The organism is Bengtsoniella intestinalis, assembly GCF_039719005.1.
GTDB classification, from domain to species: domain Bacteria; phylum Bacillota; class Clostridia; order Oscillospirales; family Oscillospiraceae; genus Oscillibacter; species Oscillibacter intestinalis.
Map to the genome: position 1 here is coordinate 393370 of NZ_CP133584.1, position 15479 is coordinate 408848.

Genomic DNA, 15479 nt, shown 5'->3' on the forward strand with positions numbered 1-15479 from the left:
CTTACTCAATATTTTGCACTTGTTCTCGAATTTTTTCCACCTCAGCCTTTAAGCTGATCACCACTTGGGCAATGGCCACGTCGTTACACTTAGAGCCAATTGTGTTGGATTCGCGGTTCACTTCTTGAATCAAAAAGTCCATCTTCCGCCCCATAGGCTCATTGCTTTGTAGCATTTCCCGCAGTTGAGATAGATGACTGCGCAGACGAACCGTTTCTTCATCCACGGCGGTTTTGTCCGCGTAAATAGCCGCTTCCATCAAAATCCGTTGGGGGTCGACGGTGGTGCTTTGGAGCACTTCTTCCATGCGCTTGGTTAGCTTTTGGCGATATTCTGCCACCGTGATGGGAGAACGCTCTTCCACTTTGCCCGTCAGTTCTTCAATATGGTCAAGGCGAGAGCAGATGTCTTCCACCAGCTTTGCCCCTTCTTGCAGGCGCATGGTCGTATGGGCCTCTAAGGCCTCCTTGAGCACCATGCACAGGTCAGCACTGACGGTTTCCAAATCTTCGTCCGCTTTGGTGACCGTGAGCACATCGGGATATCGAGACAGATTTTCTAGGCTAAGCTTCCCAATGATGCCACAGGCATCAGATAGGGCGGTCAAGGCCGTTAAATACTCTTTTGCCAAGTCTTCATTTACCCGTACCTTAGGCACATCGGCGGCGGTGGCGTCCACGGTGATGAACACATCCACCTTCCCACGGGACACAGCCCCTTGGACAGTGGTCTTCAGCGCATCTTCTGCAAAGGTGTACATCCGTGGCATTTTCACGGTACAATCTAAATAGCGGTTATTCACCGACCGTACTTCCACAGTGATATCTCGTTTATGGAGTGTTTGTCGAGCACGGCCATAGCCAGTCATACTTTTCATAGTCTACTCCCTTTCTTTCTAGGGCACCTCTTGTGTGCTACAGTTTTTAGCGGTGCCCTCTCATTTATTAACACATACGATAGCCGCCACAACCACATAGCTGACAGAGCATATAGCCACAGCACATAGTTTGGCAAGGATCACCACCCACACACACGGTGGTAGATCCGAAAGGTTTTCCATTGGGGCTATAAGAGGTACGGGTACCTGATTTCATGTATTCCAACGCACGGCGGTATTCCATATTGTTGGGTTCCATTTGGCAGGCAGTTTGATAATAAGTTTTGGCCTCGTCCATCCAACCCTTACGATAGGCCAACGCCCCTTTTAAGAAATTCCACTCTCCATTGTGGTCTTGATAGTTGTTCAGCAATGCTTCTGCGCGAACCACCTGCCCAGCATTGATGGCGGCACGGGCTTGCTGAAGCACCGAGCTAGAGCTGTAGCTACCAGTGTAACCACCGCCACCATAGCCACCGTTTTGGGTGTAGCCAGTGTTGCCACCGCCACTGCGTTGCTTGGTGATGGCCTCATGGGCGGCGTTGATTTCCTTCATTTTCTCTTGGGCTAAATCCGCCAAGGGATTGTCATGGTAATTGTCGGGATGGTATTTGCGCGCCAAGTTTAAATAGGCTTTTTTCACTTCGGCATCGGTGGCACTTTCACTGATGCCTAGTACCTGATAAGGATTCATGGGTGTTCCTCAACATTCTTTGGTTTTCTATAGTTTAGTAGGTCATGTCCTCGACCAATTTTAGACTCGAATGTGCCTTCTAGCACGGCGTGTCCCACAGCAAATAACCCTGTGTACACCGTGGCTTCTAACAAGCTTGTCCATGGGGTTTGAGGGCGCAATTCCAGCGCTGTGGCCACCATATGAATGGAATGGTCAAGGGTATGTCCAAAGTCTTCTTTGGATTGGGACGTCCACTGTCCATCTGTCAGCTCATAGCGCAATGCCACAGGATTGTAATTGCCAGATTTGGCATCTTTTTGCAAGTCATCCGCCCCATCAATGAGATAAATCCAACGTCCCAAATGGTAAAGTAACTGTCCAAGCACACGCTTGTCCATATCGCTATCCATTTCCTGCGCCACCGCTGAGAGGAGCTGGGCGAAGGTGTGAGCCGCTTCATCCATAGACGGGCAATTGTCTTGCTCTAATTGGTGGAGCACATCTAATTGGACTCTAGTGGTCTGGTCAAATTGGGGGCGTGCCTTGGCGGCTTTTTTGTAGGCACCACGGAGTAACAATCCTGCTACGCGGTATCCCAAGGCTTTGAAAAAGCCACTGTCTACCACATGGTCTCGGAGTTGCCAGTATGCCAAAATAACGCTTTGGTCTGCCGCCAGTTCTAGCGCCTCACTTTGAGGGCAATAACACTTTTTCTTCACAGGGCTTGATAAACACCGCCCTTGACACAGGCTTTGTTCCTCTCCTTGCGACAATAAAAGCGCCAAAAAAGTGAAATCGTAATTGAGAATAAATTGCGCCCAAAACCCGTTGCGCTTTTTCAGCGTGTGACACAGGCCGCAGTATATCTGGCGAAACTGGTCAACTTGGGCTGGCTCCAACTGTCCAAGTGGTGGTCGTACATATCCAAACATAAGCGTTAAAAAAACTTAGTGATGGTAAACTGAAACCCACCTTTGGCTTGGGTCATGCGGTCATATTTCACTGCCATAAATCCGCCCAACACAAACCCCATCAGTCCAGCCAACCCACGAAGGGCATCGCTGTCCACTGGTGCCAAGCAATACCCCAGCAGAAACAGTGCCAAAGGCAGTAAATACACAACGCCAGCAATGGAAAATAGCTTCTTCGAGCTACTTTCCACCACCACTTGTTGCCCCACTTTCGCACCGATGAGATTGCGTGCAGTGGCGTGAACCGCCATAGGCTTGGTGCCACAGCCTGCACAATCGCTACAGTCGTGGGCACAAGCCGATTGGCGCATCACAGAAATTTTGGCATAGGTATCGTTTAAAATTTTATCAACCGTTGCTACTTGTGTCATCTTCGCTCTCCTGTAGTTCTTCCTCTGGTTCTGGCTCGTCTGCCAAGTTCACCTGCACTTGATAGGTGCCCAGCAAGCCGATATCACCATCGGTGTCTAGGGTCACCTCCACCGGCACCGTATACGTGCCAGAGGCGCCACTGTAATCGCTCATATCAATGGTCAAGGTGAAGTCGTCTGGCAAAATGGCGCTCACATCAGCACTGGTGCCAAACACACGCACCCCAACCGAGTCACTGAGCACAGTGGCCACTTTACCATCAGGCACGTTGTTAACCACATAGTTGCTAGACAAAATGGTGGAGTTGTTCATGTCGATGAAGGAGATTTCCATAGTTGCTCTGGTGTAGCCGCTGAGGTTTTCCACCCCTTCTGGCAGCTCAATCACGTAGTTATAGGTGGTGTTGCCAGAGAGTTCTAGCAAATCAAAGCTTTCTAGTACAATCACATTGATACGCTCTAAAAGCTCTGCATCACCAGTGACGGAAACAGTAGATGGCGACAAGGTGTATTCCACGTTTTCTAGGCTTGCACCGGGTGCTTCCACAAAGTCAACCACCAAGCGTAGTTGCTTGGTAATGTTCACAGGCATGGTAATGTCGATGGTGGACACATCAGATTGAATGTCGGTGCCGTCCACCACATTGCCTTGGGCGTCGTAATATTCATAGCTTAGGGTTTCACTGACGCTACGGGTGGCCTCATCAATTTCCAACACCACCTTAGCATAAGAAACCTGTTCAATGGTTTCTTGCAGTCCACGAATTTCAAAACTTTCCAAGCTAAGCTCAATGGCACCAGCGCTGTAGCCTTCTGCCACCGCACCTTGGATTTCATAGCGCACAGGGATTTCTTTGCTAAACAAGTCCCCAATACTCACCTTAATAGCATAAGGGCTTTTATCCACCACGGTGATACTGGAAAATTCACTATTGGGGAAGATTTCGTAACAAGTCACCGACTGCACACCCACTTCGGTGATGCTAGAGAGGTCGGCTTCCACGCGCATTTGGTCAGGGTCAAGTTTGGAAATCAAACTCCGCACTCCTCGTAATTGCAATGTGACATATTGGTCACTGTCGTCTAAAAGTAACAACCCACGTTCTGCCAAGGCAGTTTCCTCGCCCACATATTCCACCATAATATCGCTGATGGTGATGGTCACCTCAGTGCTGCTGGCAGAGTCCACCATAAACCATGTGGCCATGGCGATTAAAACAGAAATGGCGATGAGCATAATTTTCCGTTTGCCAGTATTATTCTCCATCCTCAGACCCTCCCCTCTTGGTTCGCAACGATGCCAACAGTTGGAACTTTGGCTTGGCTTCTTCTTGGTCCTCTTGGGGCATCAAATCATTGTGGAGCAGAGTATCTAAGGTTTCTGGGCTTAAATGTCGCTTGAGCATACCGCCCACTGCCACAGAAATAGAGCCCGTTTCCTCAGAAACAATCACCACCAAAGCATCGGAGTTTTCGCTCATGCCAATGCCAGCACGGTGACGCGTGCCCAACTCACGGGATAGGTTTTCGTTTTTAGACAGAGGCAACACGCACCCTGCCGCAAACAAACGACCATTGCGCACAATCACAGCCCCATCATGTAAGGGAGATTTGACAAAAAATATGTTTTTGAGCAACTCACTGCTAACAGTGGCGTCCACGATGGTGCCACCACGGGCCAAATCGTCTAACAAAAGCTCACGCTCGAAGACCATCAGCACACCAGTGTGGCTTTTTGACATCTCTGTACAAGCCACCACCGTTTGGGCAATGGCTTTTTCGATGGTGTTGCTGTCCTCTCCATGGGAGAAAAAGCCCAACAGCTTGCGACTGCTCCCCATTTGTTCCAAAATGCGACGAATTTCTGGTTGAAACAGAATAATCAGCGCCAAAACACCAGATTGTACCATATTGCTCATGACGTAATTGATGGTGTTGAGGTGGAACATATAGGACGCACCTAAGATAATCAAAAAGACCAACATCCCCTTCAGGAGACTTTCTGCCTTGGTGCTACGCACCAACAATAGCAATCGATACAAGACCAGCGCCATGATGCCCATGTCGATGATATCGCTGATGCCAATGGTCATCACATAGCGCAAAATCCACGCTAAAAATTCATGTAATTCTAGGCTCATTGTTTCACCATGTCCCTTTCAGGAAATCAATTACACTATTATAACGAAATTTCAGTAAAATTGCAAGGAAATCCACAGAGAAATTCACAAAAACTTTTTATTTTTTTCGACAATTTCACCAACAACATCCACAAACGCCACCACTTCTCGCTCTGTATTAAATTGGGAAAGGCTGGCACGAATGGTACCTGTTTCTAATGTGCCTGCGGTTTTGTGCGCCATTGGCGCACAGTGCAAGCCACTGCGAACGGCAATCTCACGCTGGGCAAGGGTCTGCGCCACTGTCTCACAATCTATCTGTGCCACCACAAACGACACCACACCTGTCTGGGCAAACAAATCTGGCCGTGCATACACCTCTACCCCCTCAAGCTTGCGCAACCCCAGTGCCAAACGCTGGGCAAGGGTGCGCTCATGGTGACAAATGGCCGCCACACCCACCTCTTGCACATAACTCACACCTTCCAACAGTCCCGCGATGCCACACACATTGTGGGTGCCAGCTTCTAACCCATCAGGCAGGAACTCTGGCATAGTCTGCAGAATAGAATTTCCGCCTGTACCACCTTGTAGCAAGGATTTTACCTTTACATCATTTCCACACAACAACACCCCTGTTCCTTGGGGCCCATAGAGCCCTTTATGCCCTGGCATGGCAATGAAATCCGCTCCTAACGTACCCATGTCAAGCCTCAGCACTCCTGCCGATTGAGAGGCATCTATAATCAGTTTTGCCCCATAGCTTTGACATAACTTTGCGATGTCTTCCACTGGTTGCACAAACCCAAAGACATTTGACACATGATTCACCACTGCCACTTTACATCCAGATTTCAAATGGGTTTCATAGGCTTCTATCACCCCATCAGGATCAAATAATGGTGCCCCAGCCACTTCAATCTGTGCGCCAATGGCAGACAGAGGACGGGTTACTGCATTGTGTTCGTAACCAGAAATCACCACCCGATCCCCATGGGTTATCAAAGTGCGCAAGGCAATGTTAAGCCCATGGGTGGCATTGCACGTGAACACCACCTGCTCTGGATTTTCCAAGGAAAACAATGCCGCCAGCGCCATGCGACAATCAAACAAAATGCTGGCAGCTTGCTCTGCGGCTCCATATCCGCCACGGCTGGCAGAGGCCACCTGATTGATGGCCATGGCCACTGCCTGCCCTACTTGTGGTGGTTTTTGTAAAGTGGTGGCGCCAGCGTCAAAATAAATCATACATTCACCTCATAATACCGATTATATTGCTTTCTATACACACGGCTGGGGCTTAAACCACCCTGTTGTAAAAGCGACAAAGCACAATAAAACCCCTCTGCCGCCACTTCTACACCGTACCCACAGCCACTCTCATTAATATCACGGGGCGCCCTATACACCTTGGCGCGAATGCCATTGCGTTGCAACAGATGTTGCATCCGCTGTCCATAGGTGATCGAGCGAGCCAACAATACATATGTCTCCACACGCCCCCTCCTTCCTTCTTTGTAGTGTATGCAACCCATGGTTCCAACGTGCACAAAACAAGACCATGGCGCACTGCGCCATGGTCTTGTTTTGTCTTACTCTTGTTCAATTTCCAGAAACGCCGTTTTCCGATCTAGTCCCCCAGCATACCCTGTGAGACTGCCGTCAGCACCCACCACGCGGTGGCATGGGATTAACAGCGTAATGGGATTACGCCCCACCGCGCCACCCACCGCTTGGCACGCCTTAGGCATTCCGATGGCTTTGGCGATGGCACCATAGGTGGTGGTTTTTCCGTAAGGAATGGTTTGTAATTGCCCCCAAACTGCTTGCTGAAAGGCCGTACCTTGAGGCATCATAGGTGGCAATGCTGGCAACGGTTTCTTAGCAAAATAGGCGTCCAGCCATGCCTTGGTTTGGGTAAACACTGGGTGGTCACCTGCTTCAATTTGGGATAGTGTTTTAGGGAAATGCGCCTGCCCTACATACCAAAGCCCTGTCAAGGAATTTCCTTTACAGACAGCTACCATAGCGCCTTTTGGCGTTTGAATGGTTGTTTGTTTAACCATAGGTGATGTCTTGTAAGGCGGTGATAGCTTCACTTTCTGAAGTTTGATGATAGCTCATGAAAACCTGATCGCCTACATCTAAAAGCACAGCCACTGGCGCTTCACCAGCAGAGATTTGATAGTATGTGGTCTGGCCTTCCATGCGGAAGAAGTACTGGGTATTACCGTCCACCACAGACGAACGGATTTCAGCGATGATGCCTGTTTCACTCAGCAAATCACCATACTCTAATTCCACTTCATCGTTGCCGATGATGTTGTTGGCCGCCAGCATCAAGCGGTAGGCCTCTTCTGCTTCTGCCACAGTGGAACCTGTGGCCACCAATTGATATTGTTGGACGTTGACCATGGCATACATCTTCACCAGACCTGCATCATCTTTTAGCGCCATGAAATAGGTGGGCTGGTCGGCAATGTTAATCAGCAATGGGAAGGTGGCATCGTAACCCAAGTGTTGTACTTCCCCTTCGGCTGAGCCCATGGCAGAGTATTCCTCAGCACCAGCCACAGAATAGAACGTGGTATCCTTGGTACGTTGGTTGCTTAAAATAAAGCCAATGTTAGACTGGTCACTGGTGACAGAGGTAATGCCAGTATACACGTATACGTCCTCATCGATGACCAGATAGTTGTAGCCAGAGGTGGTGACCGTGACGTCACGTTGCCCGAAAATAGAGTTTAGGAAGCCGCCGTTGTACAGCCCATAATAATCATACTGTTCCAACACAATGTCAGCGGTGTACACGCGGTCCACCCAGTCGGGTACTTCTTCGTAATACTCATGTTCCCCTGTGATGGCATTGACCACCACAGCACCTTCAATATCGGTGCCGCCAAAGAGGCCAATTTGCTTCACAATCCGAGAACAAACCCAATAGGGCGTGCCTTCTTCGTCGATCTCAAAGACAGGTTCGTCAAACATAAAGGTGGGATAATTGAACCGCAGATGGCGGTATAAATTGCGGCTGAAATGTTCGGCTGTGGTGTATTTCATACCTTCGTCAAGGCGCACCACTTCCACGTTTTGGGTCACCATATCCACAATCAAATAAGCTGGCAAACCGTCGCTACGGTTGGTGAACCACTTGATTAAATCCGCATATTGGAGGCTGGTCACACGGACAGGACTGCCTTGGTAATTGATTTGGGTGTAGTTGTTCATCACCTCAAATTGGCTGACCATGTCAGACAATTCCCCCAGTTTACGGTCGCCCAATCGTTGGGCAGAGGCATCGTCTAGCATGGGGATGGTGTTATAAGATACTTCGGTGATTTCAGAGGCAAAATCCCCAGTTTCCATGGGCAAAAGCTTACTATAGGCATCGGCACGAAACACCACCCAAGAGGTCAACGACCCAATGGCTATCACCCCAACCAAAAGGAGCGCAATGCCAGCTGGAATGGTGCACTGTTTTTTCAAAAAGCCAAAATAACCGTTGGCGCTTGTGCTTTCAAAGCCACTGGTCACCACGGCACTGATACAAAACACAGCACATAACATGAATACAAACACGTAAAACTCTTCCGCTTGCAAATTCAGCGCTGGCAGTTCAATATAAAAATATCCCAAGCCAAAGAGCACTGTCACCAAGATGTTGATGAGCACACGGGTGACTGGTGTACCGATGGGTTTGCGCGGTTTTTTAGCAGACTGTTGTGGGTCATAGGTATAATCAGCCTTGTCTTGACCGCTGTTGTTGGTAAAGGATTTGGGGTCAAAACCACCAAAATCAAAATGGATGGGCATAGAGTTCCTCCTTCTTGTTGTGTTCACAACTTATATTACATTGTATAGAAAAACTGTGAACAAATCAAGGGGTTTTGGCTATTTTCAGCAAATCACCCTCAGCATCTAGCCGTGCCACATCCCCTGTTTGCAACTGTCCGGAGAGCATCAACTCCGCCACAACATCCTCCACTTCGCTTTGAATGCACCGCCGCAACGGACGGGCGCCATACTTGGCATTGTACCCCTTTTTGCACAGCAACGCCACCGCTTGCTCGGTAATTTCAAGCCCCAATGAAAGGCATTTCATCCGTTCTACTGTGGATTGCAACATCCCTTTGGCAATGGGCTGTAAGTCTTGGGGTCGCAACTGGCGAAAAACGATGGTTTGGTCAATACGGTTTAAAAATTCTGGGCGAAACGTCCGCTGCAACTGCTCTGTCACTTGCTCCTTGGTACGGGCAAACACCTTTTCTGGGTCATCTTCGTTTCCTGCAAAGCCAAAGCAATGCCCAGCGGATAAAATTTCCCCAGCCCCTAAATTTGAGGTCATCACCACCACTGTATTTTTAAAATCCACCCGTCTGCCTTGGCTGTCGGTAAGGGTGCCTTCTTCTAGGAGTTGTAGAAGCAGATTCCAGATATCGTGGTGGGCTTTTTCAATTTCATCAAACAGCACCACCGCATAGGGACGGCGACGGACACGCTCCGTCAGCTGTCCACCATCTTCGTGCCCCACATATCCTGGTGGTGAACCGATGAGCCGTGACAAGCTGTGGGCTTCGCCATATTCCGACATATCCAGCCGTATCATGGCCTCTTCTGCCCCAAACATGGTGTGAGCCAATCCACGGCACAATTGGGTTTTGCCCACACCCGTGGGACCGAGAAATAAAAACGACCCAATGGGGCGCCGCGGGTCTTTGAGCCCCATCCGACTGCGCCGCAAGGCTTTTGCCACTGCGCGCACCGCTTCGTCCTGTCCCACCACTTGGGTGTGCAAGGTCTGCTCAAGCTGTTGCAATCGCTCCGTTTCACTTTGGCTCAACTGCTGGACAGGCACCCCTGTCCAGCCTGCCACCACCTTGGCCACATCCTCTGCGGTCACAGTGGGTCGTTGGTGTTGCATTTGGTGTTGGGTGCGTCGCAAGTGCTGTAATTGAAGGAGATAATTTTCCTCTACCGTGCGGAGTTTTGCCGCCGTTTCATAGTCTTGGTTGTCGATGGCCATGGTTTTTTCTCGCTCTAACGCCCATAACTTTTCCTCTAAAGGTGCCAAGGCATCACACTTTACACGCCCCATTGTTACTGCAGCGGCGGCTTCATCCATCAGGTCAATTGCCTTGTCTGGTAAAAAACGGCCATGGATATAGCGCACAGATAGCGACACCGCTGCCGACACTGCTTCTGGGGCAATGGTCAAGTTATGATGGGCTTCATAGCGTGGCTTCAATCCCTGTAAAATTTCCAAAGCCGTCTGATTGGATGGCTCTTCCACAGTGATGGGTTGGAAGCGCCGTTCCAAAGCTGCATCCTTTTCGATATGGGTGCGATATTCATTTAATGTGGTGGCACCGATGACCCGCAATTCCCCTCGACTCAACGCTGGCTTCAAAATATTGGCCGCATCCACTGCCCCTTCTGCCGAGCCTGCCCCCACAATGGTGTGTACCTCGTCGATAAACAAAAGGACATCTCCTGCCTTGCGCACCTCTTCTAGTAATTTTTTTATCCGCTCTTCAAATTCACCCCGATATTTGGTGCCAGCCACCATGGCGCTTAAATCCACACTCAAAAGCTTATAGCCCATTAAAATTTGGGGCACATCTCCCATGGCCAAGCGTCTTGCCAGCCCTTCTGCCACAGCGGTTTTCCCCACCCCCGGTTCACCGATGAGACAGGGATTGTTTTTACTGCGTCGAGACAAGATTTGGATGGTACGTTGTATTTCCCGATCCCGTCCAATGACAGGGTCTAACTTCCCAGCCTTGGCCATGGCGGTCAAATCTCGAGCAAACTCACGGAGGAGTTTATACTTGGCGATGCTGTCTTCTTTGGGTGTTGCGGTGCGATTGGTATCACTGGCATGGTTCCCCAAGCCTCTTGCGCACAATATCCGTTGCATCAACTGACTATAAAGCACTTTGTCTTCCATCCCAGCAATGGCCAACACCTCCATGGCGCGGTTATTTCCTTGGCGCAAAATACCACAGAGCAAATGCTCTGTATCCACCAAGTCACCGCCATTGGCATGGGTGATTTCCCACCCCAACTCCACCACGCGCTGGGCTCTAGGCGTAAGCCCTTGCAAAGGCCATCCTTCTTTCATGCCACTGCCTACGCAAGAAATCACCCCTGCTGTCAAATTGGCTTCTTCTGCCCCCTGCGACATCAACACCTGCGCTGCCACGCCATATCGCTGGCGATATAACCCCAAAAGCAAATGCTCTGTGCCCACATAATCATGCCCCAAAGCCTCTGCCGCCGACTGACTCAACGCCAATGCTTGCTCTGCTTGTTTGGTAAAATAAACTTCTCCCACCACGGTTGTTCTCCTTTATTTGGCTCAACTTGATATAGGGCACCTCTAAAAACCATAGCACACAAACTGAAGCAATTTTTACTCTGATTTTTTGCCCTGATTTTCGCCAAATCCACACAGGATTCGCCAAAAATCAGAACAAATCTCAGAGCAAAAACCATGCCCCATTTCGCACACTCTAGTTTTTAGAGGTGCCCTATACTAATAACGGTAAATAGTGTTGCCAAAATTTTGACTTTTCATCACAACAGGTGGTAAAATTTATCTTTTTAGTTGGTTTTACACAACTAACTAAAAGTTGCAGATTTTGAGTTTTTCATGACTAACTCCCAGTAAAACCTAAATTTAACATTATAAAATTTGCAATTTTTGAAAATTAACTCTTGCAATTTAAAAATAATGTGGTAGAATAAAGATACAAATTATTTGGAGGTACTACATTATGGCTTATAAGATTACTGACGCTTGCGTTAGCTGCGGTGCTTGCGCAGACACCTGCCCTGTAGGTTGCATCAGCCAAGGCGACGATGCTTATGTCATCGATGCTGGCTCTTGCTTGGATTGCGGCTCTTGCTGCGATGCATGTCCCACCGGCGCTATTGTTGCTGACTAATCAACACAATATGAAAAAAGCACTGCAAGCTCAGCTTGCAGTGCTTTTTTATGTGCAATTATTCTTGGCATAGGTGGTTCCATTGGCAATCGCCACACACCTGCTGGCGCAGATGCTTGGCGAGGATTTCCGTGTGAATCTTTTGGGAAAAATCCACCCACGAAAGGGTCTGACTATAGCTTAAATCGCAAAGCGCCAGCACCCCTTCATCATAGCGAAGCACCTTGTCGTCACAGGTGCATTTCCCGTCCGCCAATCCATTGGGGCAGGTGCTACAAATACTGTCACCGCCTGTAACCAGCTTGATCTGTGGGTTATTTGACAGAGCAGCGACCATGGCGGTCATGTTTTCAATAAATGCTGGGCTATACCCTTCCCCACGGAAAAACTGCAAACATAGGCCGTGGTGGGGTCGCAATTCAAAGGGACACATGGCGACGGAGCCGACGGCTCAAGGTAAAGGCCAGTGCCAGTTTCACCAAATCAGGAATGATATAAGGAATGACGCACCAACTCAAGGCCGTGGCAATGCTAATCTCCCCCACATTGGCGGCATAGACTTGCACAAACCAAATGGTGCCAAACCCATAGCACAGCCCCAAGCCAACCACTAAAGTGACCCCTTCTAACACTGGATGGAGCTTGGGATTTTTCATCACCAGCCAATACAGGCAGGTCATGGCCAAAAAGCCGATGAGATATCCCCCTGTGCTACCAAACAAAATGCCCAAACCGCCAGTGAATTCTGCAAACACTGGCACGCCCACTGCCCCAAGAGCAAATACACCACCACCGCTTGGGTGCCACAGCGCCCTCCCAGCAAAAGCAAAGCCAAAAACACACCAAAGGTCTGCATGGTGAACGGCACTGTGGAAGGAATGGCAATCCATGAACAAACGGCGATTAAAACGGCAAAAATTGCGGTGTAAACCAATTCTTTTGTGCGGTGACTTTGGGTGACAGATTGCGTTTTGCTTGTGGTCATAACTGGGTTCCTCAGTTTCTTTAAGATGGAATCAGTATACAAGATGTCAACCAATTTGTCAACCTCGTTTAACAATATGGTTTACATTTACGCCCTTGACAACCTCGTGTATAATAGAAGTAGACACAAATCAGGAGGCAACTATGGAACGGCTTGAGCAACTCACCCCCACTCTCACCTACCGCTATGACAGCGGTTTACAACCACCCACCACCGACTCTATGCTTTTGGGTGCCTTCCCTGTCTTAAAACCCAAGTTACGGGTTTGCGATTTAGGCGCAGGGTGCGGATTGTTAGGCCTTCTCCTGCTCTGTCGGGAGCCAGCGCTACACATCACCAATCTTGAGCTATCCCCCATCGCCCACCAGCTGTCCCAGCAAAACGCCATAAACAATCATGTCCTCACCAGCTGCATCCAAGGGGATTTACGAACGCCCAAACCCTTCTTCCCCACTAGTTCCTTTGATTTGATGGTATCCAATCCACCTTATTTTACATCTGGCAGTGGATTCCTTGCCCCTGAGACTAGCCGCTGTCAAGCACGCAGTGAAGTGACCTGCACCTTAGAAGATGTGTTTGCCACTGCACGTTACGGGCTAAAATGGGGCGGTCATTTCTGCTTGGTTCATCGTCCAGAACGGCTGTGCGATGTGTTGTCTTTGGCACGACAATTTGCCCTAGAACCAAAACGTTTGCGCTTTGTCTCTACCCAAGTAGGCCAAGCCCCATCCCTGTTTTTATTAGACTGTTGCCGCGGTGGCAAACCCAATTTGAACGTGTTACCACCACTGATTCTGCAACAAGCCGACGGCACCCCCACCCCTGAGGTGGATGCCATCTATTTTCGACAAAAGGAGACCCAATTATGAGTGGACGCCTATATCTGGTGGCAACACCTATTGGCAATTTAAGCGACTTCACCCCAAGAGCAGTGGACACTCTGTCCCAAGCCGACTTCATTGCCGCTGAAGACACCCGTGTTTCCATTAAACTATTGAACCATTTCGGCATCAAAAAGCCCTTGCTCAGCTATCACGCCCACAACCATGTCACCGCTGGCGCTGCCATTGTAGAGCGGATTTTGCAAGGGGAAACCTGCGCCTTGGTCACTGACGCTGGCACACCTGCCATCTCTGACCCGGGCGAAGAGTTGGTGGCACTGTGCGCCAAATCAGACATTGAAGTGTTGTGTATTCCCGGCTGTTGCGCCGCCATTCACGCGTTAGCCGTGTCTGGGTTGCCCACAGGACGATTCACCTTTGAAGGCTTTTTGACCGTCAATAAGAAAAACCGTCGCACACATTTGGACAGTCTCAAACAAGAACAACGCACCATGGTATTCCACGAAGCCCCCCATAAACTCCGCAACACCTTGGAAGATATGGCCGCCACCTTTGGTGGCGATCGCCCCATCGCCTTGTGTCGCGAACTGACCAAGTTACATGAGCAAACTGTCCGTACCACCTTGGCTGAGGCGGTGGCCCATTATCAAGAAAATACACCAAAAGGCGAATTCGTATTGGTGCTATCAGGTGCCGCACCCACAGAAGCAGTCACCCTCACCTTGGAAGACGGGGTGGCACAGGTGCTGAACTTGCGCAGCCAAGGAATGCGCTTAAAAGATGCTGCTAAAGAGGTCAGTGAGCTAACAGGGCTATCTAAAAATGCCCTCTACGCCGCCGCCTTAGACAAAGATTGAGCATACAGAAAAAACACCGTGCCGAAAATTCGGCACGGTGTTTTTTGTATTTTATCGGTTGTTTTTACGGTAAATAGTCAGCAGACCATCCATAATGAGATACTTATCATAGACAATTTTATGGCGGCAGTATTGGACAATCACAGGTGCATTGCGCCCTGTTGCCACCACGCTGAGAGACTTGTTTGGAAACTGCTCTACAAGGCGGTCTAAAATGCCGTCAACCATGCCAGCGGTGCCATAGACTATGCCAGCACGCATACAGTCGATGGTGTTTTTGCCGATGAGGGTCTTGGGTTTTTGCAGAGAAATCATAGGTAACTGTGCCGCTTGGTTACTCAGCGCTTCCAGCGACACATTCACACCGGGAAGCATCAAGCCCCCTTCATAAATATGCCCTTCAGAAATGACTCCAATGGTGGTGGCTGTGCCCATATCAATAATGACCATCGGTGGCTTGAATTTTTCCAAGGCAGACACAGCCCCTGCCACCAAATCTGCCCCCACTTGGGTTTGCACATCCATCCGCAGGTTGAGCCCCGTCTTTACCCCTGGCCCCACCACCATCGGTGGCTTGCCAAATAATTGGGTGATGGCTTTGCCCAACATAAAGTTCAGCGGTGGCACCACACTAGAGACAATGGTCCCTGTTACGTCTTTGATCGTTTGATGATACAACTGAAACAGATTGAGAAAATCAATGCTAATCTGGTCGGCAGTTTTTCCACTGTCTGTATTCAATGTTGCCAAAAAAACCAACTGGTCATTGCGGTCATACAAGCCCACAGTGGTGTTGGAATTGCCCACATCAATTGCCAAAAGCATGGTTATGC

16 protein-coding genes and 1 pseudogene are annotated in these 15479 nt (G+C 49.4%); 3 read left to right on the top strand and 14 right to left on the bottom strand.

Annotation, left to right across the window (positions count from 1 at the left end; genetic code table 11):
• Window position 1: 1 nt before the first annotated feature.
• The 11 genes from RFF05_RS02025 to RFF05_RS02075 all read right to left on the bottom strand — a co-directional run bounded on the left by RFF05_RS02025 (window position 2) and on the right by RFF05_RS02075 (window position 11349).
• Window positions 2-877 (bottom strand): YicC/YloC family endoribonuclease, encoded by an 876-nt coding sequence (locus RFF05_RS02025; protein WP_409968768.1) that lies wholly within the window; start codon window positions 875-877, stop codon window positions 2-4.
• Between the two features lie 67 nt (window positions 878-944).
• Window positions 945-1571, bottom strand: a complete 627-nt coding sequence (locus RFF05_RS02030; RefSeq protein ID WP_409968769.1) for a J domain-containing protein — start codon at window positions 1569-1571, stop codon at window positions 945-947.
• Complete coding sequence (locus RFF05_RS02035; protein WP_409968770.1) at window positions 1568-2485, bottom strand: DUF5685 family protein; 918 nt, start codon at window positions 2483-2485, stop codon at window positions 1568-1570. Before RFF05_RS02035 ends, RFF05_RS02030 begins: the two co-directional genes overlap by 4 nt.
• A 5-nt stretch (window positions 2486-2490) precedes the next feature.
• Window positions 2491-2895 (bottom strand): SoxR reducing system RseC family protein, encoded by a 405-nt coding sequence (locus RFF05_RS02040; RefSeq protein WP_409968771.1) that lies wholly within the window; start codon window positions 2893-2895, stop codon window positions 2491-2493.
• Window positions 2873-4162: a YbbR-like domain-containing protein gene (locus tag RFF05_RS02045; protein WP_409968772.1), complete on the bottom strand. Its 1290-nt coding sequence runs from the start codon at window positions 4160-4162 to the stop codon at window positions 2873-2875. The genes RFF05_RS02040 and RFF05_RS02045 overlap by 23 nt, the downstream gene beginning before the upstream one ends.
• Window positions 4152-5036 carry a diadenylate cyclase CdaA gene (gene cdaA, locus RFF05_RS02050; protein ID WP_409968773.1) on the bottom strand — a complete coding sequence of 295 codons (885 nt, stop codon included), beginning with the start codon at window positions 5034-5036 and terminating at the stop codon, window positions 4152-4154. The genes RFF05_RS02045 and cdaA overlap by 11 nt, the downstream gene beginning before the upstream one ends.
• A gap of 84 nt (window positions 5037-5120) precedes the next feature.
• Entirely contained in the window at window positions 5121-6263 is a 1143-nt protein-coding gene (locus RFF05_RS02055) for an aminotransferase class V-fold PLP-dependent enzyme (protein ID WP_409968774.1), read from the bottom strand.
• On the bottom strand, window positions 6260-6511 hold the full coding sequence (locus RFF05_RS02060; protein WP_409968775.1) for a DUF3343 domain-containing protein: 252 nt from the start codon (window positions 6509-6511) through the stop codon (window positions 6260-6262). The genes RFF05_RS02055 and RFF05_RS02060 overlap by 4 nt, the downstream gene beginning before the upstream one ends.
• A gap of 96 nt (window positions 6512-6607) precedes the next feature.
• Window positions 6608-7081 (bottom strand): methylated-DNA--[protein]-cysteine S-methyltransferase, encoded by a 474-nt coding sequence (locus tag RFF05_RS02065; protein ID WP_409968776.1) that lies wholly within the window; start codon window positions 7079-7081, stop codon window positions 6608-6610.
• Complete coding sequence (locus RFF05_RS02070; RefSeq protein ID WP_409968777.1) at window positions 7074-8828, bottom strand: CvpA family protein; 1755 nt, start codon at window positions 8826-8828, stop codon at window positions 7074-7076. The genes RFF05_RS02065 and RFF05_RS02070 overlap by 8 nt, the downstream gene beginning before the upstream one ends.
• A gap of 64 nt (window positions 8829-8892) precedes the next feature.
• Entirely contained in the window at window positions 8893-11349 is a 2457-nt protein-coding gene (locus RFF05_RS02075; RefSeq protein ID WP_409968778.1) for an ATP-dependent Clp protease ATP-binding subunit, read from the bottom strand.
• 442 nt (window positions 11350-11791) lie between these two features.
• On the opposite strand from RFF05_RS02075, the gene RFF05_RS02080 reads away from it, so the two are divergent.
• Window positions 11792-11962, top strand: a complete 171-nt coding sequence (locus RFF05_RS02080; RefSeq protein ID WP_409968779.1) for a DUF362 domain-containing protein — start codon at window positions 11792-11794, stop codon at window positions 11960-11962.
• A gap of 58 nt (window positions 11963-12020) precedes the next feature.
• On the opposite strand, the gene RFF05_RS02085 is transcribed toward RFF05_RS02080, so the two are convergent.
• Both RFF05_RS02085 and RFF05_RS02090 read right to left on the bottom strand, forming a co-directional pair.
• Complete coding sequence (locus RFF05_RS02085; RefSeq protein ID WP_409968780.1) at window positions 12021-12395, bottom strand: DUF1284 domain-containing protein; 375 nt, start codon at window positions 12393-12395, stop codon at window positions 12021-12023.
• Window positions 12382-12947, bottom strand: a pseudogene (locus tag RFF05_RS02090) (biotin transporter BioY). The gene RFF05_RS02085 and the pseudogene RFF05_RS02090 overlap by 14 nt, the downstream one beginning before the upstream one ends.
• Before the next feature lie 143 nt (window positions 12948-13090).
• Here RFF05_RS02090 and RFF05_RS02095 point away from each other — a divergent pair.
• On the top strand, window positions 13091-13816 hold the full coding sequence (locus RFF05_RS02095; RefSeq protein ID WP_409968781.1) for a tRNA1(Val) (adenine(37)-N6)-methyltransferase: 726 nt from the start codon (window positions 13091-13093) through the stop codon (window positions 13814-13816).
• Complete coding sequence (gene rsmI / locus RFF05_RS02100; protein WP_409968782.1) at window positions 13813-14646, top strand: 16S rRNA (cytidine(1402)-2'-O)-methyltransferase; 834 nt, start codon at window positions 13813-13815, stop codon at window positions 14644-14646. The genes RFF05_RS02095 and rsmI overlap by 4 nt, the downstream gene beginning before the upstream one ends.
• Window positions 14647-14697: 51 nt before the next feature.
• Here rsmI and RFF05_RS02105 read toward each other — a convergent pair whose 3' ends face one another.
• Window positions 14698-15471, bottom strand: a complete 774-nt coding sequence (locus tag RFF05_RS02105; protein ID WP_409968783.1) for a type III pantothenate kinase — start codon at window positions 15469-15471, stop codon at window positions 14698-14700.
• Between the last annotated feature and the right edge of the window lie 8 nt (window positions 15472-15479).